The 15190-nt window shown below is 49.9% G+C and carries 19 protein-coding genes; 16 read left to right on the forward strand and 3 right to left on the reverse strand.

Annotated elements, in window-relative coordinates:
* From EDF73_RS13575 to EDF73_RS13610, 8 genes are all read left to right on the forward strand, one after another.
* Positions 1-1704: an iron ABC transporter permease gene (locus EDF73_RS13575; RefSeq protein ID WP_132729643.1), complete on the forward strand. Its 1704-nt coding sequence runs from the start codon at positions 1-3 to the stop codon at positions 1702-1704.
* Positions 1692-2720 carry an ABC transporter ATP-binding protein gene (locus EDF73_RS13580; RefSeq protein ID WP_132729644.1) on the forward strand — a complete coding sequence of 343 codons (1029 nt, stop codon included), beginning with the start codon at positions 1692-1694 and terminating at the stop codon, positions 2718-2720. Before EDF73_RS13575 ends, EDF73_RS13580 begins: the two co-directional genes overlap by 13 nt.
* Entirely contained in the window at positions 2717-3775 is a 1059-nt protein-coding gene (locus EDF73_RS13585; RefSeq protein ID WP_132729645.1) for an MBL fold metallo-hydrolase, read from the forward strand. Before EDF73_RS13580 ends, EDF73_RS13585 begins: the two co-directional genes overlap by 4 nt.
* Positions 3766-4323, forward strand: a complete 558-nt coding sequence (locus tag EDF73_RS13590; RefSeq protein ID WP_132729646.1) for a histidine phosphatase family protein — start codon at positions 3766-3768, stop codon at positions 4321-4323. Before EDF73_RS13585 ends, EDF73_RS13590 begins: the two co-directional genes overlap by 10 nt.
* A complete protein-coding gene (locus EDF73_RS13595) occupies positions 4313-4768 on the forward strand; it encodes an HAD family acid phosphatase (RefSeq protein ID WP_132729647.1) in 456 nt (151 codons plus the stop codon). Before EDF73_RS13590 ends, EDF73_RS13595 begins: the two co-directional genes overlap by 11 nt.
* Before the next feature lie 338 nt (positions 4769-5106).
* Complete coding sequence (locus EDF73_RS13600; protein WP_132729648.1) at positions 5107-6543, forward strand: integrase family protein; 1437 nt, start codon at positions 5107-5109, stop codon at positions 6541-6543.
* Positions 6540-7154: a hypothetical protein gene (locus EDF73_RS13605; RefSeq protein WP_132729649.1), complete on the forward strand. Its 615-nt coding sequence runs from the start codon at positions 6540-6542 to the stop codon at positions 7152-7154. The genes EDF73_RS13600 and EDF73_RS13605 overlap by 4 nt, the downstream gene beginning before the upstream one ends.
* Before the next feature lie 147 nt (positions 7155-7301).
* Positions 7302-7508, forward strand: a complete 207-nt coding sequence (locus tag EDF73_RS13610) for a helix-turn-helix domain-containing protein (RefSeq protein ID WP_128910279.1) — start codon at positions 7302-7304, stop codon at positions 7506-7508.
* 173 nt (positions 7509-7681) lie between these two features.
* Here EDF73_RS13610 and EDF73_RS27940 read toward each other — a convergent pair whose 3' ends face one another.
* Together EDF73_RS27940 and EDF73_RS27945 are read right to left on the reverse strand one after the other, a co-directional pair.
* Positions 7682-7945, reverse strand: a complete 264-nt coding sequence (locus tag EDF73_RS27940) for a hypothetical protein (protein ID WP_279388000.1) — start codon at positions 7943-7945, stop codon at positions 7682-7684.
* Positions 7945-8136, reverse strand: a complete 192-nt coding sequence (locus EDF73_RS27945; RefSeq protein WP_064144323.1) for a YlcI/YnfO family protein — start codon at positions 8134-8136, stop codon at positions 7945-7947. The genes EDF73_RS27940 and EDF73_RS27945 overlap by 1 nt, the downstream gene beginning before the upstream one ends.
* A gap of 190 nt (positions 8137-8326) precedes the next feature.
* On the opposite strand from EDF73_RS27945, the gene EDF73_RS27950 reads away from it, so the two are divergent.
* From EDF73_RS27950 to EDF73_RS13650, 8 genes are all read left to right on the forward strand, one after another.
* Positions 8327-8584 (forward strand): host cell division inhibitor Icd-like protein, encoded by a 258-nt coding sequence (locus tag EDF73_RS27950; RefSeq protein WP_158287952.1) that lies wholly within the window; start codon positions 8327-8329, stop codon positions 8582-8584.
* Entirely contained in the window at positions 8581-8808 is a 228-nt protein-coding gene (locus tag EDF73_RS13620) for a hypothetical protein (RefSeq protein ID WP_132729650.1), read from the forward strand. The genes EDF73_RS27950 and EDF73_RS13620 overlap by 4 nt, the downstream gene beginning before the upstream one ends.
* Positions 8801-9040: a hypothetical protein gene (locus EDF73_RS13625; protein WP_132729651.1), complete on the forward strand. Its 240-nt coding sequence runs from the start codon at positions 8801-8803 to the stop codon at positions 9038-9040. Before EDF73_RS13620 ends, EDF73_RS13625 begins: the two co-directional genes overlap by 8 nt.
* The gene (locus EDF73_RS13630; protein ID WP_132729652.1) at positions 9033-9233 is read left to right on the forward strand and encodes a hypothetical protein; all 201 of its coding nucleotides are present in this window, start codon (positions 9033-9035) and stop codon (positions 9231-9233) included. Before EDF73_RS13625 ends, EDF73_RS13630 begins: the two co-directional genes overlap by 8 nt.
* Positions 9234-9237: 4 nt before the next feature.
* Positions 9238-9537: a DUF4222 domain-containing protein gene (locus EDF73_RS13635; RefSeq protein WP_132729653.1), complete on the forward strand. Its 300-nt coding sequence runs from the start codon at positions 9238-9240 to the stop codon at positions 9535-9537.
* Positions 9534-11348: a primase-like DNA-binding domain-containing protein gene (locus tag EDF73_RS13640; protein WP_132729654.1), complete on the forward strand. Its 1815-nt coding sequence runs from the start codon at positions 9534-9536 to the stop codon at positions 11346-11348. The genes EDF73_RS13635 and EDF73_RS13640 overlap by 4 nt, the downstream gene beginning before the upstream one ends.
* Before the next feature lie 582 nt (positions 11349-11930).
* A complete protein-coding gene (locus tag EDF73_RS13645) occupies positions 11931-12431 on the forward strand; it encodes a DUF4365 domain-containing protein (protein WP_101977793.1) in 501 nt (166 codons plus the stop codon).
* A gap of 1 nt (position 12432) precedes the next feature.
* Positions 12433-13554, forward strand: coding sequence for a hypothetical protein (locus EDF73_RS13650; protein WP_132729655.1), 1122 nt, complete (start codon positions 12433-12435; stop codon positions 13552-13554).
* A gap of 466 nt (positions 13555-14020) precedes the next feature.
* Here EDF73_RS13650 and EDF73_RS13655 read toward each other — a convergent pair whose 3' ends face one another.
* On the reverse strand, positions 14021-15133 hold the full coding sequence (locus EDF73_RS13655; protein WP_165905717.1) for a DUF2971 domain-containing protein: 1113 nt from the start codon (positions 15131-15133) through the stop codon (positions 14021-14023).
* Between the last annotated feature and the right edge of the window lie 57 nt (positions 15134-15190).

Genomic DNA, 15190 nt, shown 5'->3' on the forward strand with positions numbered 1-15190 from the left:
ATGACACTGCCTCAGAACGCCAGCGGCAGCCGGATGAAAGGGCTGCTGTGGCTCTTATTATGCCTTGTCGCGGCGATCAGCCTGCTACCCAGCCTGCGCCTGCTTATCGCGGCACTGCTCGACTGGCGACTGGGCGGCGACAGCAGCTTGTGGCGCGTGCTGAGCAATCCCGCAACCTGGACCGCGCTGTATAACAGCCTGTATACCAGCGGGCTGGGAACGCTGATCTCGCTGCTGCTCGGCAGCCTGTTCGCCTTTTGCCTGGCATTGACCAATATCCGCTTTAAGCCGGTGTGGGTATTCCTGTTTATGCTGCCGATGATGATCCCGCCGCAGGTCACCGCCCTGAGCTGGCTGCAGCTCTTCGGCCCGAGCAGCATTCTGCTCAACAGCATCGGCCTGGCGCCGGGATTTGGCAGCGCCAATCCGCTCTATTCGGCGCAAGGCATCGCTCTGCTGCTCGGCATTCAGCATGCGCCGCTGGTGTTTCTGGCATTGCGCACCCAGCTGCAATGCCTGCCGAAAGAGCATATCGAAGCGGCCAGGCTCAACGGCGCATCGCTGTGGCGCGTCTTTTTCGATATCGTGCTGCCGCTGTGCCGTACGGCGTTGTGGGGCGGGGCGGCCATCGCGTTTGTCTCCGCGCTCGGCAATTTTGGCATCCCGGCGATGCTTGGGATCCCCATCTCGTTATTTGTGCTGCCGGTCTATATCTACCAGACGCTCTCCAGCTTTGGCCCGTCGATGCTTAATGACGTGGCGGCGCTGTCGGTGCTGATGGGCACGCTGGCGATCGGGATTGTTATCGTGCAAGGCCATATGCAGCGTCGTTACGCCCTACCGCTGATTGGTATGGCAGGGCGCGCGCTGGGCTTTTCGCTGGGGAAATGGCGGCTGGCGACGGAAATTCTGCTGGGGGTCGTGCTGTTGGTGATTCTGGTCGCGCCGCTGCTGGCGCTGCTGGCGACATCGCTGGTGCCGACGCTCGGCGTCCCGCTCAATGGCGACACCCTGACCTTTGCCGCCTGGCGCGGGGTCATCGATGCGCAGAGCGCCACCTGGCGAGCGCTGAGCAATAGCATGCTGCTCTCGGTTTGCGCAGCGATGGTGCTGATGCTGATTAGCCTACCGCTGGCGTGGCTGCTGGTGCGCCATCCGCGCCGGCCGCTGCGCTGGCTGCACAATATCATCGATATTCCCTATACCCTCCCCGGCGTGGTGCTGGCGATTGCCTGCATTCTGCTGTTCGCCCGTCCGCTGCCGCTGCTGAATATCAGCCTAATCGGGACATTGACGATTATCTTTTTCGCCTATCTCGCCCGTTTCCTCACCGTTTGTCTGAAGCCGGTGCACAACAGCATGTTGCAGCTGGATCCGGCGATGGAAGAGGCTGCGAGCCTCGCCGGCGCAAATGTCTCGCAGCGTATGCGCCACATTGTCCTGCCGCTGCTGGCGCCAGCGGCGTTCGCCGGCGCGCTGCTGGTGTTTCTTTCCGCGGTGAACGAGCTGACGGTTTCGGCGCTGCTGTGGAGCGCCGGGAAAGAGACGCTGGGGGTGATGATTTTCAACCTCGATGAAAGCGGGGACAAAGTGCAGGCGTCGGCGCTTTCGGTGCTGGTGGTGGCGCTGGTCGCGCTGGTGATGCTGTTGCTCAGCGCGCTCGGCCGATATTTACCCAAAGGAGTGATTCCATGGCAGAACTGAAGCTGGAGCGGCTCAGCAAAGTCTTTGGCAACCAGAGCGTGGTGCGGGATCTCAATCTGACCATCCCGCAGGGCGCTTTTACCGCGCTGCTGGGGCCGAGCGGCTGCGGCAAAACCACCACGCTGCGCATTCTTGCCGGCCTGGAGCAGCTTAGCGACGGACGCCTGCTGCTGGGCGATCGCCTGCTGGCGGATAACGCTGTCCATCTCCCGCCGGAACAGCGCGATATGGGAATGGTGTTTCAGTCCTACGCCCTGTGGCCGCATATGACCGTCGCGGAAAACGTGGGCTATCCGCTCAGGCTGCGTAAAGTGCACGGCGCCGCCCGTCAGAAGCGGGTGATGGAAGCGCTGGAGGTTGTCGAGCTCGGGGCCTATGCCGGGCGTTCGCCGCAGGAACTGAGCGGCGGGCAGCGTCAGCGGGTGGCGCTGGCGCGCTGCCTGGTCTCCGAGCCGCAGGTGGTACTGCTGGATGAGCCGCTGGCGAATCTCGACCGGCATTTACGCGCAACGATGGAACAGACGTTCCGGGAGTTTCATCGCCGTACCGGCGCGACCTTTGTCTATGTGACTCACGATCAGGCGGAGGCGATGGCGCTGGCCAGCCACATCGCGGTGATGCATCAGGGAGCATTAATGCAGTGGGGCGCGCCGCAGGAGCTGTATCAGCAGCCGCAAAACGCCTGGGTCGCACGCTTTATCGGCAAGGGGCAGGTGCTCTCTCTGGCGATACCGGGCCAGCGTCGGGAGCTGGACTGCACGCTGCTGCATGAAGGATTCTCCGCGGCGAATCCTGCCACTTTGCAGCCGGTGCTGGTGCGCCCGGAGCATGTGCGGCTGTCTGACAACGGGCTGCGCGCGGAAGTGGAACACTGCATCTATCAGGGAGAACGTTATCTGGTGGATTTGCGCCTCGCTGACGGGCAATCGCTGAGCGCCTTTCACCACGCGCCGCTGCAGACGCAGCAGAGCGTCTGCGTGCAGCTGACGCAGGGCTGGCGTCTGGAGGCGGCGTGAAGATTGAGATCGTCAGCGGCTTAAACCGTAAGGCCCCGGCGGCGATTTTGCTGAGCACCCCGCGCCAGCGTATCCTGCTGGATGCCGGCGGCGCGCTGGAACCGGATGAGGCGCCGTGGCCGGTCCCGTCGGATATCGACGCGATCCTGTTGAGCCACGATCATGTGGATCATATTGCCGGGCTGAACCGGCTCCCGGCGCATATTCCGATCTACTGCAGCGCGGTCACCGCCCAGGCGCTGCCGCCGGGGCGCAATGTGCATCCGGTGGCGGTGCGCGGTCAGTTTTCCCTCGGCGAGATCGCGGTGACCACCGGTAGCTGCGGCCACGCCTGGGGCGGCATGTGGTTTCATCTGAACATCGCCGGCGGCCTGTTTTACAGCGGCGATATCAGTATGGAATCTCTGCTGTTCCGCTTTGATGTTCCGCCTCCGGCGCGTTTTGCGCTGGTAGATGCCTCCTACGGTTTATACGATGAACCGCAATACCGGCAGCGGCAAAAACTGCGGGCGCTGCTGTCGCAGCCTACCTTATGCCCGGTTCCGCCTTCCGGGCGGGCCGCCGAGCTGGCGCTACTTATGGCGCGCGAAAACCATCCGGATATCGCCATGGATGCCGCCTGTCGCGCCATGCTGGTTCAGATGGCGGAGCATGACGATGGCAGCCTGCACCCCGGGGTCGCCGCGGAGCTGCGGGCGCTGATTCCGGCGCTACCGGTCTTTTCGCCTCATGCGCAGCTGGTGCTGGCCGCCGACCCGGATGGGATGAACGGCATGGCGGGTGCGCTGCGGGCGCGGGATGATTTTCAGCATCGTACCCTGTTTACCGGCCATCTGAATCAGCTTGCGCACCAGCAGTGGCTGGCAGGTGAGGTCGACTTCTGCCGCTGGAACGTCCATCCCACCCTTAGCTGCCTGCAAACGCTGGTCGCCCGGCTATCGTGCCGCTATTTCGCACCGCTGTTTACCGCGATTGACAACCCGCATCAGTGGCAGCGGGCGCTGAACTGCCAAATTATGACTCATCCCACGATCGAGATGGAACTATGCCAATAATCTGTAAGCCTTTTGTCTTTGTTCGCCACGGCGAAACCGCGCTGAACCGGGATAAATTAATCGGCGGCAGTACGGACGTACCGCTTACCGAAGAGGGCGAACTGCAGGCGCAGGAAGTGCGTCCGCTGCTGAGCCGCTATCGCTGGAGCGGCATCGCCGTCAGCCCGCTGCTGCGCGCGCGGCAAACGGCCGAGCTGGCGCTCCCCGGCGCGCCCTATACGGTGTTCGATGACCTGCGCGAGCGGGACTGGGGCGATTTAGAACGGCGGCCATGGGCTGAACAGCCGCCGTACGAAGAGACGCCGCCGGGCGGGGAAAGCTGGGAAGCGTTTTGCCACCGGGTGACCGGCGCACTGAACGCTATTCTGACGCAGTACGAGCGTCCGTTAATCGTGGCGCATTCCGGAGTGTTTCGCGTGCTGCGCCGCTATGCGCTCGGCACGCCCTATGGCGCCCGGCCTGGTCACGTGGTGCCGATGTGGATCTCCCCCGGACAGCAGGCGAATGAGTGGCGGATGGTGCCTCTGGAGGAAGCCGATGAGCGCTAAACCCTGCGTGATTGTAGATATTGACGGCACTCTGGCGGAGTTTGACGCTGAAAAAATGCGTGACTGGGTGCTGGGGAGCGAGAAACAGTGGCCGCCCTTTTTTGAGGCGATGGCGGACGCGCCGCCGAACGCGGCGATACACAAATTAGTCGCGCTACTGAACGCGACCGAGCAGGCGGTTGTGATTTGCAGCGGGCGTCCCGCCGCGTTTCGTCTGCATACCGAGGCGTGGCTGGCGCGGCACGGTATTGCCTATGATGGGCTCTATCTGCGCCCGGATGGCGATGATGGCGTGGCGGATGAAGAGGTTAAGAAGGGGCTGTTGCAGCAGATCGTTGCCGATGGCTATCGGCCGTGGCTGGCGATCGACGACCGTCAGGCGGTGGTGGATTTCTGGCGCCGCGCGGGGCTGACCTGCCTGCAGTGCGCGCCCGGCAATTTCTGAATCTTAATGGCGGCGCTTGCGCAGTCCGGATGGCGCCGCAAAAAGTGACGCCATTTAAAAAAGACAATAAAAAAGCCACTCGCATGAGTGGCTTAACTATTTGCTTCTTAAGTAGAATTTGGTGGCCCCTGCTGGACTTGAACCAGCGACCAAGCGATTATGAGAATGGCGATATCATCCTACTCAATTATACTTTGTTATAATAAATCAATTACTTATAAAAATAATTGACACTGTATAAATAACCAGAAATACTCTATTTTACCTGTTCATGGCACCCCCGCGGGACCCCCAGACTGGAACCCCCGTGGCCAAACGATCTTTTTTGCGCAACAAAAATGGCTGAAAAAACATTCAGATTTACCAAATCCAGGCTTGAAAGTTTATCCCCGGCACCAAAAGGTGGTCGCGTAGAATATCGAGATTCTGAGGTGCAGGGGCTTATCCTACGTGTAACTGCTGGTGGTGTGAAAACGTTCAGCGTATCGCGTAAAAAACACGGAGAACACTTCCGGGTGACGCTTGGGCGCTTCCCCGATCTGAGCGTCGAAAATGCCCGACAGATGGCGGTAAGATCCCTGGGTGAAATGAGCATGACCCGGAAGAACCCTAACGACCTCCGCAAGCAGGAAGAAAAACGGTTGATAACGCTGCTGGATGCGTTTGAGGAACGTTTAAAGGTTCGGGGGCATCGGATTAGCCAAACAACCGCAGAACAATACAGAGGGCTGCTTACCAACTATTCCGGAGACTGGCTGAACCAGCCAATGGTTAATATTACTCGTGAGCGTATCGAGAATCGTCACAAAGCTGTTACCGATGGCTCTGTGTGGTTTGGTGTAGATCGTTCAAAGCTCCGGGCGGGTGTGGGAACGGGAAGTAAATCACAGGCGGATGCATGGGGACGTGCGATCAGGACTGTATTCCGTTTTGCCTGGGACCATTATCGTGATGATGAGGGGCGCAGTCTGCTGCCCGAACCACCAACGATGGTATTGAGTACCAAAAGCCACTGGCACGGGCTGACGCGAAAAACTGAGCGTGTAAGAAACTCCGACCTTGGGCGATGGTTTGCCGCTATCGAGCAGGTGCGCCTGCAGTCCGCCGAAAATCGGGATGATTTTGCAGAAGCTGTTTGTGACGCCATCTACATGATGATGTTTACTGGGCTGCGTAAGTCGGAGGTACTTCAACTGGAGTGGAGTCGGGTAAATATGGCGAGTCTGTATTACTGGATAGACAAGACAAAGAATGGGGATCCCTTGGAACTTCCAATGATCTCCTCTCTGCTGAAAATGTTCCGGCGTCGGCTGTCGCTTCGCAAAGCAGATGATCGGTTGGTGTTCCCCGGAAAAGATGGTGGCACAATCAGCGAGGCGAGAAAGGTCATTTCTCGGATTGTTGCGGCCACAGTGCCTGAGCATAACCCCGATGCTCTACAGCCAGTGAACTTTAAATACCATGATGCCCGGCGTACGTTTGGCTCTGCTGCGGCGCTATGCGGTCTCGATGGGTATCTGATAAAGCGTCTGATGAACCATAAAACCATGCGTAGCGCAGATGTTACGCAGGGCTATCTGCATTTTGGCGCTGATGAACTGCAGGAACATGCCGAGAAGGTGGAGCGTTACATACTGGAAAAAGCCGGGCTGGTGGAAAGCAAAGGTAATCTTGATATGCAGCTGCTGGCCGTCATGGGGTCGATGACCGATGAGCAAAAACGGAGAATTATTTTTGACGTGCTAAATCACGATAACATGCAGGTTGAAAAATGAGTTATTTGAAAAGAGTTGATAATGAGCATGTGGCAAAAATGATTGCCTTTAGAAAAATGTTCGATGATTTTTCATCTGAGCGGGCATTGGAACATGTTAATTTCACCGAAAAGTTGGTAGATAAAAAAACTATCAGTGAGAAAAAATGGATTGCTGATCAGTTTGCAGTAGCAGAGATGGTTTATAAGAGTAGGAGAATTTCTCCTGATGAGGAGACTTTGACGAGAGCTGTAAATGTTCTGACAGCCCTTGGTTATACGGATCTAGCGAGGGATCTTGGAACCCTTACTGAAAAAGTTATCCGCAGTACAACTTTCAGCGATATTTATATTAATAATATTATAGATGGCGCAATCAAAAAGAATAGAAGTGATGCAGCTTCAGGTTATCGCCATCATTTAAGTGATGAGATTTTGGCAATTATGAAAGCCACCTGGAAGAAAAACCCAGCATTGTCAAAAAAGAAAATGATATCAAAGTTAATGATACGCTATGAGGGGCGGGTAGATGAAGGGACCCTGGATAACTGGATCAAGAAAGAAAAATTGTTGCCACCAAAACCAAAAAAATACTTAATTTCTGATTTGGTTATTCCCAGCCAGTACGAATAGCATTGGATTGCCGAATAGGGGGGGGGTAGTAGATACCCCTCCCCATAAGTAACTCTCCATCCTGAATATTAAATTCCCACCTTATTGGATTAAAATCAAAAAACTAGAGTAGCTCCTGTTGTTAACCAGTAATACACGGAGCTACTTATGCATTTAGCCAAAATCGACAATTCAAAAAAACTTACTCGCAGTGAAGCTGCTGAGCACTTGGGTGTGAACGCACAGACGCTGGCGAACTGGGCTCATACAGGGCGGGTAAAAATCCCATTTCATAAAGTCGGACGCAAGGTCATTTACTTCAAATCTGATCTTGATGCTTATCTGGATTCCACGCGTAGAACTCAGACGGCTTGAGGTGGGATATGACACATAAAACAAAGGCAGCTTTGCAGAGCTGCCAATGTCACTACCAAAAACTCAAGCAAAATAAGAATACCAGGGTTAATGCTGGTGGTCAAAATCACATCTCAATCGATATTAGGGGTACCCTATCTTCTGATAGATTATGGGGCGGTCAGCACTTAAATTTAGATCCTTCCGTTTTCTTTCAATTGACGCTCAATGAATTCGAGGTGCTCTTTCAGCCGAGCTTTCCTTTTGAAGATTTTGCTGTCGATAGTGAAATTAAATGGGTTATGAGATTCAGATTTGGGGAATCTGATAAAAATCTCATTTTCGTAATCGTCTGTTTTAATGGAGCAATTATAGTCAGAGAAGTGATGCCTTACTTGATTAATGGCTTCCTCAACTTCTTGGACGTTAGGTACGGATTCATCATTAATCATGGTCATTATGTGGCCTCATTCGGAGCGATTTTAGTCTGCTTACGTTGGCGGCGTTTGATCTCACCTCTTGCTGCAGTTACGAGAAAACCAGCGGTGCTTTCGCCTTCTTGCTTCAAACTTTCAATATCTTCCATCACATCATGGGGGATTCGAACTGTAGTCATTTGTGACTTTGCATTCTTCGCACCTGTTGCCATTACTAAAACTCCTTGTGTTAGGTGTATTTCAGTATACGCAAAAAAAACAAAAGAAAAAGACTTGAAGTGTATTTCACTTTGGGCTAGCTTGAATATCGAAGGTGAAATACACCTTGTAAGTGCGAAGCCCGGCAGTGCTAGGAACACTAACCGGGCCTCTAACCACAAACCGTTAGTAGAGGTAACAGTTATGGCTGGATCACAGCATACCCAAACTCACCCCAAATTTACATGGTTGTTCCTTGCGACACCCAAAAATCATCCTGAGTGTTTACCTGTGCTCCTTCGCTTCAGTTCTGACACTGAAGACGGTGCCCGCCAGGCATTTCCGGGCTGGGAACTGATTTTTGCCGCGAAAATCCGCACTGAATCCCCCTGCAAGTTTGCTTTCTACGATTATGAAGTCGGAATGGGTCTGGCGTTCGACTGCCGCGAGGTGCGCTCATGAATACTGAATATTTTAATGGCCTGAAGGCGGGTTTTAAGGGCGCACCCCTGGATGCTGAAAACGCCATATTCCCTGTGGTCGATATGATAAATGCTGCATCTTTTTTGCTTCGAACAGCAGGACGGCATGAAACCGGAATGATTCTGCTGGAGATTGCAGAGGAATATGCGTCGCTGGTGGCGGAGAATATCAATCGCGGAGATACGGAGGCGCATTATGAATAGAAAATATCTATTTATTTTCATCGTTGGTGAGAAGTCCTCTTCTACATCTCGTTGCCGCGTGGAAGTGGTTTATGCAGATAACAAACGTTATGCATGGCGAGAAGTTACGAGAAAGATCCCAAAAGGCGTAAGTATCCGTCTGTGCGCCAACATACGTTTGAAAGATGTTCCTTATGAGTTTTACCAGGATGGGTTAACTTTTTCACTTAGCTGGGGGAAATTCCATGCGTAGTCAGATACCTATGCTCAATGTGGATCTCCACGTCTCCCCCGACTTTTCTGGCCGCATCATGCTTTATGTGGTCGATGGGATTGTTAAATGCGAAATGCGATTACATGAGGATGAAATTATCGGTACGCCGTCTCTGTTCAATCAACTGCTCGAGCGTGCCGGATATCATGTAACAACCGCCAAAAAGGATTAATGCCATGAGAAAGAAAAATACCGGACTTAATGCCGGGGGCTTCACTCATCCTGAGATCCTCCCGGGCGATATTTACAAGGATAAACGGGGTGAACGTGTAACGGTTTTATCTGCGACGCCAAACCGAATTTGTTTTATTCGTGACGGATACTCAGGGGAATGTGCATTTCCTGCGGTTCGTTTTCTGAGGGAGTTTACGCCAGTGAAGCGCCAGACGATCGCCGAATGGTGCGATACCAACAACACAGCAGAAAAGATAAAGAAAATTCGCGCGTTGATTGCTGCTAAGAGAGTCGGGAAATGAAGAACGCACCGAACGTAAAGGCGCTGCCGAAGGACAAATTTACTGAGGCGATTATCTTCGCTGGTGCTGACGCATGGAGTCATGCCAAAGGCTGGGAGGAAGGTATGGGCAAACAGGTAGCCGGCGATACCACGCCGCCGGTTTATCTGGGGCCGAAGCAGCTGGAGGAACTGGACAACCTTCGCATTATCGATGACGGACGCAGAGCTGCGCGGGTATACCTGGCTGGTGAGATTGAGCCGCTGATGATTAACGCGATTGGTACTCGGTTGGCGCTCGCAGGTGTGCAGGATGCCAAATTGTATAAAGGCATTCCAGATCGCCATCCGGAAGACTGGCACGATTATCTGAACCGGTTGCGTGAACAAGCGGAACGGGGGGAAAGAACTGTGGTCGATCTGCCAGTAACTAAGCGAGAACACTTGCAAAATAGCGTAGTGCCAGCACTGAACCAGATGGGGGCCAGCCAGCGCGGTGAGGTGCTGTTGGCTCACTATGATGGGAACCTGGCGATTCATGCCGACTCTGATACGGTTCACCACTACAACGGTGTTGTCTGGAATCCACTACCGGATAAAGAACTACAGCGTGAAATGGCACAGATCTACATCGATTCTGAGGTGGCCTACTCGCAGAACGCCATTAAATCTGCGGTGGAAACTATGAAACTGAGTCTACCGGTCATGGGGGTTACAGCCCGCAACCTTATTGGCTTCAGCAATGGTGTATTTGATACCCGGACGGGGCAATTCAGGGAGCATAACAAAACCGACTGGCTGCTGATTGCCAGCGAACTGCCGTTCAGCCCGCCGGCAGATGGCGAGACGCTGGCGACTCATGCGCCGAACTTCTGGAAATGGCTTCGCCGTTCCGTGGCCAGCAATGACCGTAAGACGGATCGTGTACTGGCTGCGCTGTTTATGGTGCTGGCGAACCGTTACGACTGGCAGTTGTTCCTTGAAGTTACGGGGCCGGGTGGCAGCGGTAAAAGCGTCATGGCGGAAATCTGCACGATGCTGGCGGGCAAAGCCAATACCGTATCAGCCAGTATGAAAGCGCTGGAAGATGCAAGGGACCGGGCGCTGGTGGTTGGCTACTCGCTGATCATCATGCCGGACATGACCCGCTATGCTGGCGATGGTGCCGGGATAAAAGCCATTACCGGCGGCGATAAGGTGTCGATAGACCCGAAACACAAGGCGCCATACTCGACGCGGATACAGGCGGTAGTGCTGGCTGTAAACAATAATGCCATGACGTTCAGCGACCGCAGTGGCGGGATATCTCGTCGCCGGGTGATATTCAACTTTTCCGAGGTCGTGCCGGAGGATGAGCGGGATACGATGCTGTCCGAAAAAATCGAAGGGGAGTTGGCCGTCATTATTCGTCACCTGCTCACACGTTTTGCCAGCCAGGACGAAGCCAAACGACTACTTCACGAACAGCAGAAATCAGAGGAGGCACTGACTATTAAGCGCGAAGGTGACTCGCTGGTGGACTTCTGCGGCTATCTGCTGTCGTCGGTGGCGTGTGACGGGATGTTTATCGGTAACGCTGAGATAGTACCATTCAGCCCACGCCGTTATCTGTATCACGCCTACATGGCATACATGCGGGCCAATGGACTGAGTAAGCCGGTGTCGTTAATGCGGTTCGGCACGGATATGCCCGGTGCTATGTCCGAGTATGGGAAGAAGTACGATAAACGGAAAACAAAGCACGGTATCAGGTCAAACGTCACCCTGCATGATGATTCAGAAGATTGGATGCCATCATGTAACAGTACTTCTGAGAACGGCAAGGTAGAGTAAAGTTATAAATTAAGTGTTCACCAGTATTCACCCTGTTAAAAAGTTTATTTATAACAGCAAGTTAAATGGTGAACACTTATTTGTTAAGTATTCACCAAGTATTCACCTGTTCACCTTTTGATTGTTTTTCATCCTAAAGGGTGAAGGATAGGGTGAACACTAGTGAATACCTTAAAGAAGAGTATTCACCATATAACTACATGAATATAATCATGAAATTTGAAAAGGTGAAGGGGTGAACACTTAAACGCATATTTTTTAATTTTATAGCTGAGTGGGTCCAGTAAACGTCAGTGCAACCTTTGCTACATCGCTGGCTGGCAGAGTCCCAGCGGCTAAGTGAACAGGCTCGTTTTAATCTGAACATTTCTGGAGTGGGCGGGAGGGTATGATATAGAGATCTGTTTCTTGAATCGCCTGAGTGGCTACCAGAGCAGAAAATTCCGGTTCCAAACGTGACATTTCGTCGCTTACCTTCTGTACCAGTCTTTTGATTTGTTATATTGTGCTTTCGTATAGAAGTTCAGGTTTGACTTTGCCAATATAAAATCGCGGTAGACGCGTAGTGGGTAGGTTTAGCGGATGGACAAAAAGAAGCAGATGGAGCAATTCAATATTGCCTATATACGTTCTCTTGCTGCACATGCAGGCTTTAAAGTGTCTACTGGTGAAGTAGATGATGATAGTGTTGATATAACAATTGAAGGGACTGGGTTTAATAACTCAGTTATTCGGAACCCCAAGGTAGATATTCAGTTAAAATCCACTAAGAACTTTAAATTAAAAGATAATGTTATTACATATGCTTTAAAAGCAAAAAATTATTCAGACCTAATTGGTGATAATGTTTTATCTCCTAGATATTTAGTATTGCTCCATTTGCCGGTTAATGACTCTGATTGGCTATACCACAGTGTTAATGGTATTACATTAAGAAATAGATGTTATTGGTTTTCGTTAAGGAATTTGCCTCCAAGTGCCAACAGGAATAGTGTAACTCTTAACATACCTGCCAATCAGGTGTTGACTTCATCTTTGCTAAAGGACATGATGAAGGCGGCTAGCAACGGGATGAGTGTATAATATGAAATTATACAATGAGAAATTTATAACGACAGAGGACTTTTCGAACTATCTTATTTTGAAAGGATGGATCTTATTTTCTAAATTACCCAATGTTGCTAATGTCTGGCGTTATGAGAAAAATGATAATTATGAAATATTACAGCCAGTCCGTGCCGATTTAAAAGATTATTCCAACAGAGTTGTCGATATCATTAATGTTCTCAGTGAGAGTGAGAATAAATCAAAGGATGAGGTTGTTAGAGAACTTGATAATATTAGTAATGATATTATTAGTCTCAGAGTAATTCATGATGATGTAGCTAACGGAGAGATACCTTTTGCTGATGGACTTATTCTGTTTTCTAAAACAAAAGACTTGATGCTTTCAGCTGCAAGGTCTGTTGTTAAGCCTCAGCGCGGCCGCTATTCTGGCAAAAATCCAGAGGTTGTAGATCGTTTCTTCAATAGCCTGAAACTAGGTCAAACCCAGGTCGGTAGTTATGTGCTTAATCTGGTTTCACCAATATATTGGGAAGATGATGTACAGGAAGATTATTGTAAGGTTCCTTTTTCAAGAACAGTTACGGAACGGTTAATGTATAGCATTGAGAAACTAAGTAATGCTGTTGATAAATATAAGGAGTGTGGAGATTTAAAAGTTTTTGAATCTATTATTAACGACGGTGTTAATGCAACGCTATGCTCTGCAATAATTGGTTTGAGTGGATTGAATAAGTCAAGGATTGTTGAGATTACGGTCTTAAAGTCAGTCATCGCTGATGCTTCAAATAGTGATATAACTAAAGTGTCTATAACGCCAGAGAAGATAAAATATATCGAAGAAGCAGAAGGTTATTACTCAAGTAACTATACAGTGAAAGGTTATAATCTTGTCGGTTCGGTAATTAGGTTAAATAGAGATATAAATTCATCGGGTGGGACGGTGACCATTGTTGAATCTTCTGAGAATAACCGTAAAGTTACGGTTGAACTCGATGAGGAACACTATAATGAAGCCATTAAAGCACATGAGAATAAATATGAAAATGCACGTTTGGTTGGTATGCTGATAGTAACTCCGAAGACGACAAAACTTGTTGATGTGAGTGAGTTTCACATATTACATCATCCCATAAAGTAAGGGTGAGGGTGTTTTTTTGATTTTAGCTCGATTAAATTCGGGCTTATGTATTGATCGGCAACAATATATTTAATGAGACTGAAGAGAATAAGGACGGTTGAGCTAGTATAAAAGGTTAAATGAACGCAGGTTTTAGTGCTCGCTAGTTGCAATGCTCAACGTTGGATACTGTAACCACTCAGCAGTCTAGGGATTATATGTAAAACCAGAACGACTCTTGAAATGCCCATATCTTATTTATAGGAAAATGAGATGTGTTCTGCTTGTAGGGGGTAGAATTAGGTTTCCGTCAGAGAGGAAGAGCGCAAAGACCACACATCGCTTCTCCTCCAGTGTCCTCTTGATAATCAGAGAAAGTAGTAACTACTGCTACGTAAGGCTGCATTCCTTTTTAGGTTACTACGCAATTAAAGTTCAGAAAGGAATTTCCACTGGCACATGAAGTTGCGCCGGTGGAGTCAATGCCTTAATCAAGAATAACTCTTCGTGAACTCATTCCTTTGTCTGTTGGGGTAATATGAAGGGCTTCGCCATTTTTCCAAAAGTTGTATTTTGTATTGAATGATGGATTTGAGAAATTTATCACGTCCCCGCAATCAAATATCTCTGTTGGCTCAATAGAAATGGTATGTTGGTCATCATTAAAACTGGCGTCAAATGACACGATATTGAATAAATATTTTTCGCTTTTAGTATCCATATAGCGTTCTTTGCTTTTTCTCAGAAGTATTTCTTTAATGATGTTTTTGTTTTGTTCAGACATGCGCATGCCATAAATCACGCCAGCAATCTGTGAGTTGTCGTAATGAAATATTTTGTCAATTGGTGAAAGTATCTCCTTAGATAAGCTGGGTGAGGGCGCATGTATGTATAGCCTTGATTCTTCTTCGTAGTCCCAGCAAGCAGATTTTGTTAAATATACATTCTCTCTGCTTTCCCAATAAGAGGTAATTTCTTCGTTGGATAACTCTCTACCGTAGACATAACTCGGAAATAGAGTGAATCCATCAAGGTTTTTCTTGCTTCCATAAGTAACGTTATGCATTTTAAATTTCTCCTCAATGCTGAGAGAGCAGTGATCACCTAAATTTATAATGCTTTTTTTACGGGATTTGCACTGGTTAATATTTCCTTCTATACTTCTGAATATAAGGCAGAAACCCTCATGCTTTCCTGTGTAATGGGACCACATTAATGTGTTTTTATATGTTCTGGAAAATGATACAGAACATCCTTCGGATGGAATATATCCTGAAATGTAATATTTTAGTGTTTCAGAAAGAAAATATGCCGTTTCTCTCTTTGATTCTCCAATAAAGGATAAAATCAGTTCAAACAAAAATGTTTGGTTTTCTACTAATTTTCTAACCGAAAGTGGCGATTTTTTGGCGAAACTTTCAGCTAAAAATCTCGTATCTACTGGCAGGCCTTTAAAGGCTAAATCTAAAAGCCTGTTCCACTTTGGAAAGTCTTCTGGGAATTCATAAGAAATTAATCCATCAAGAGGGTCGTTTAACTCCGATGGATATGAAAAATACAACTCATCGTAAATTAGCTCTTTGATGGATAAGGCGCTCATGGGGCGATATCTGTAATACAGCATTTAATTATCCTCATTTTATATGGCGGCTTATTG

Source organism: Klebsiella sp. BIGb0138, from assembly GCF_004342285.1.
Taxonomy (GTDB): domain Bacteria; phylum Pseudomonadota; class Gammaproteobacteria; order Enterobacterales; family Enterobacteriaceae; genus Klebsiella.

Coding starts and splice junctions, on each gene's coding strand:
- EDF73_RS13575 (WP_132729643.1), top strand. CDS start 1: ATGACACTGCCTCAGAACGCCAGCGGCAGCCGGATGAAAGGGCTGCTG.
- EDF73_RS13580 (WP_132729644.1), top strand. CDS start 1,692: ATGGCAGAACTGAAGCTGGAGCGGCTCAGCAAAGTCTTTGGCAACCAG.
- EDF73_RS13590 (WP_132729646.1), top strand. CDS start 3,766: ATGCCAATAATCTGTAAGCCTTTTGTCTTTGTTCGCCACGGCGAAACC.
- EDF73_RS13595 (WP_132729647.1), top strand. CDS start 4,313: ATGAGCGCTAAACCCTGCGTGATTGTAGATATTGACGGCACTCTGGCG.
- EDF73_RS13600 (WP_132729648.1), top strand. CDS start 5,107: ATGGCTGAAAAAACATTCAGATTTACCAAATCCAGGCTTGAAAGTTTA.
- EDF73_RS13605 (WP_132729649.1), top strand. CDS start 6,540: ATGAGTTATTTGAAAAGAGTTGATAATGAGCATGTGGCAAAAATGATT.
- EDF73_RS13610 (WP_128910279.1), top strand. CDS start 7,302: ATGCATTTAGCCAAAATCGACAATTCAAAAAAACTTACTCGCAGTGAA.
- EDF73_RS27940 (WP_279388000.1), bottom strand. CDS start 7,945: ATGACCATGATTAATGATGAATCCGTACCTAACGTCCAAGAAGTTGAG.
- EDF73_RS27945 (WP_064144323.1), bottom strand. CDS start 8,136: ATGGCAACAGGTGCGAAGAATGCAAAGTCACAAATGACTACAGTTCGA.
- EDF73_RS27950 (WP_158287952.1), top strand. CDS start 8,327: ATGGCTGGATCACAGCATACCCAAACTCACCCCAAATTTACATGGTTG.
- EDF73_RS13620 (WP_132729650.1), top strand. CDS start 8,581: ATGAATACTGAATATTTTAATGGCCTGAAGGCGGGTTTTAAGGGCGCA.
- EDF73_RS13625 (WP_132729651.1), top strand. CDS start 8,801: ATGAATAGAAAATATCTATTTATTTTCATCGTTGGTGAGAAGTCCTCT.
- EDF73_RS13630 (WP_132729652.1), top strand. CDS start 9,033: ATGCGTAGTCAGATACCTATGCTCAATGTGGATCTCCACGTCTCCCCC.
- EDF73_RS13635 (WP_132729653.1), top strand. CDS start 9,238: ATGAGAAAGAAAAATACCGGACTTAATGCCGGGGGCTTCACTCATCCT.
- EDF73_RS13640 (WP_132729654.1), top strand. CDS start 9,534: ATGAAGAACGCACCGAACGTAAAGGCGCTGCCGAAGGACAAATTTACT.
- EDF73_RS13645 (WP_101977793.1), top strand. CDS start 11,931: ATGGACAAAAAGAAGCAGATGGAGCAATTCAATATTGCCTATATACGT.
- EDF73_RS13650 (WP_132729655.1), top strand. CDS start 12,433: ATGAAATTATACAATGAGAAATTTATAACGACAGAGGACTTTTCGAAC.
- EDF73_RS13655 (WP_165905717.1), bottom strand. CDS start 15,133: ATGAGCGCCTTATCCATCAAAGAGCTAATTTACGATGAGTTGTATTTT.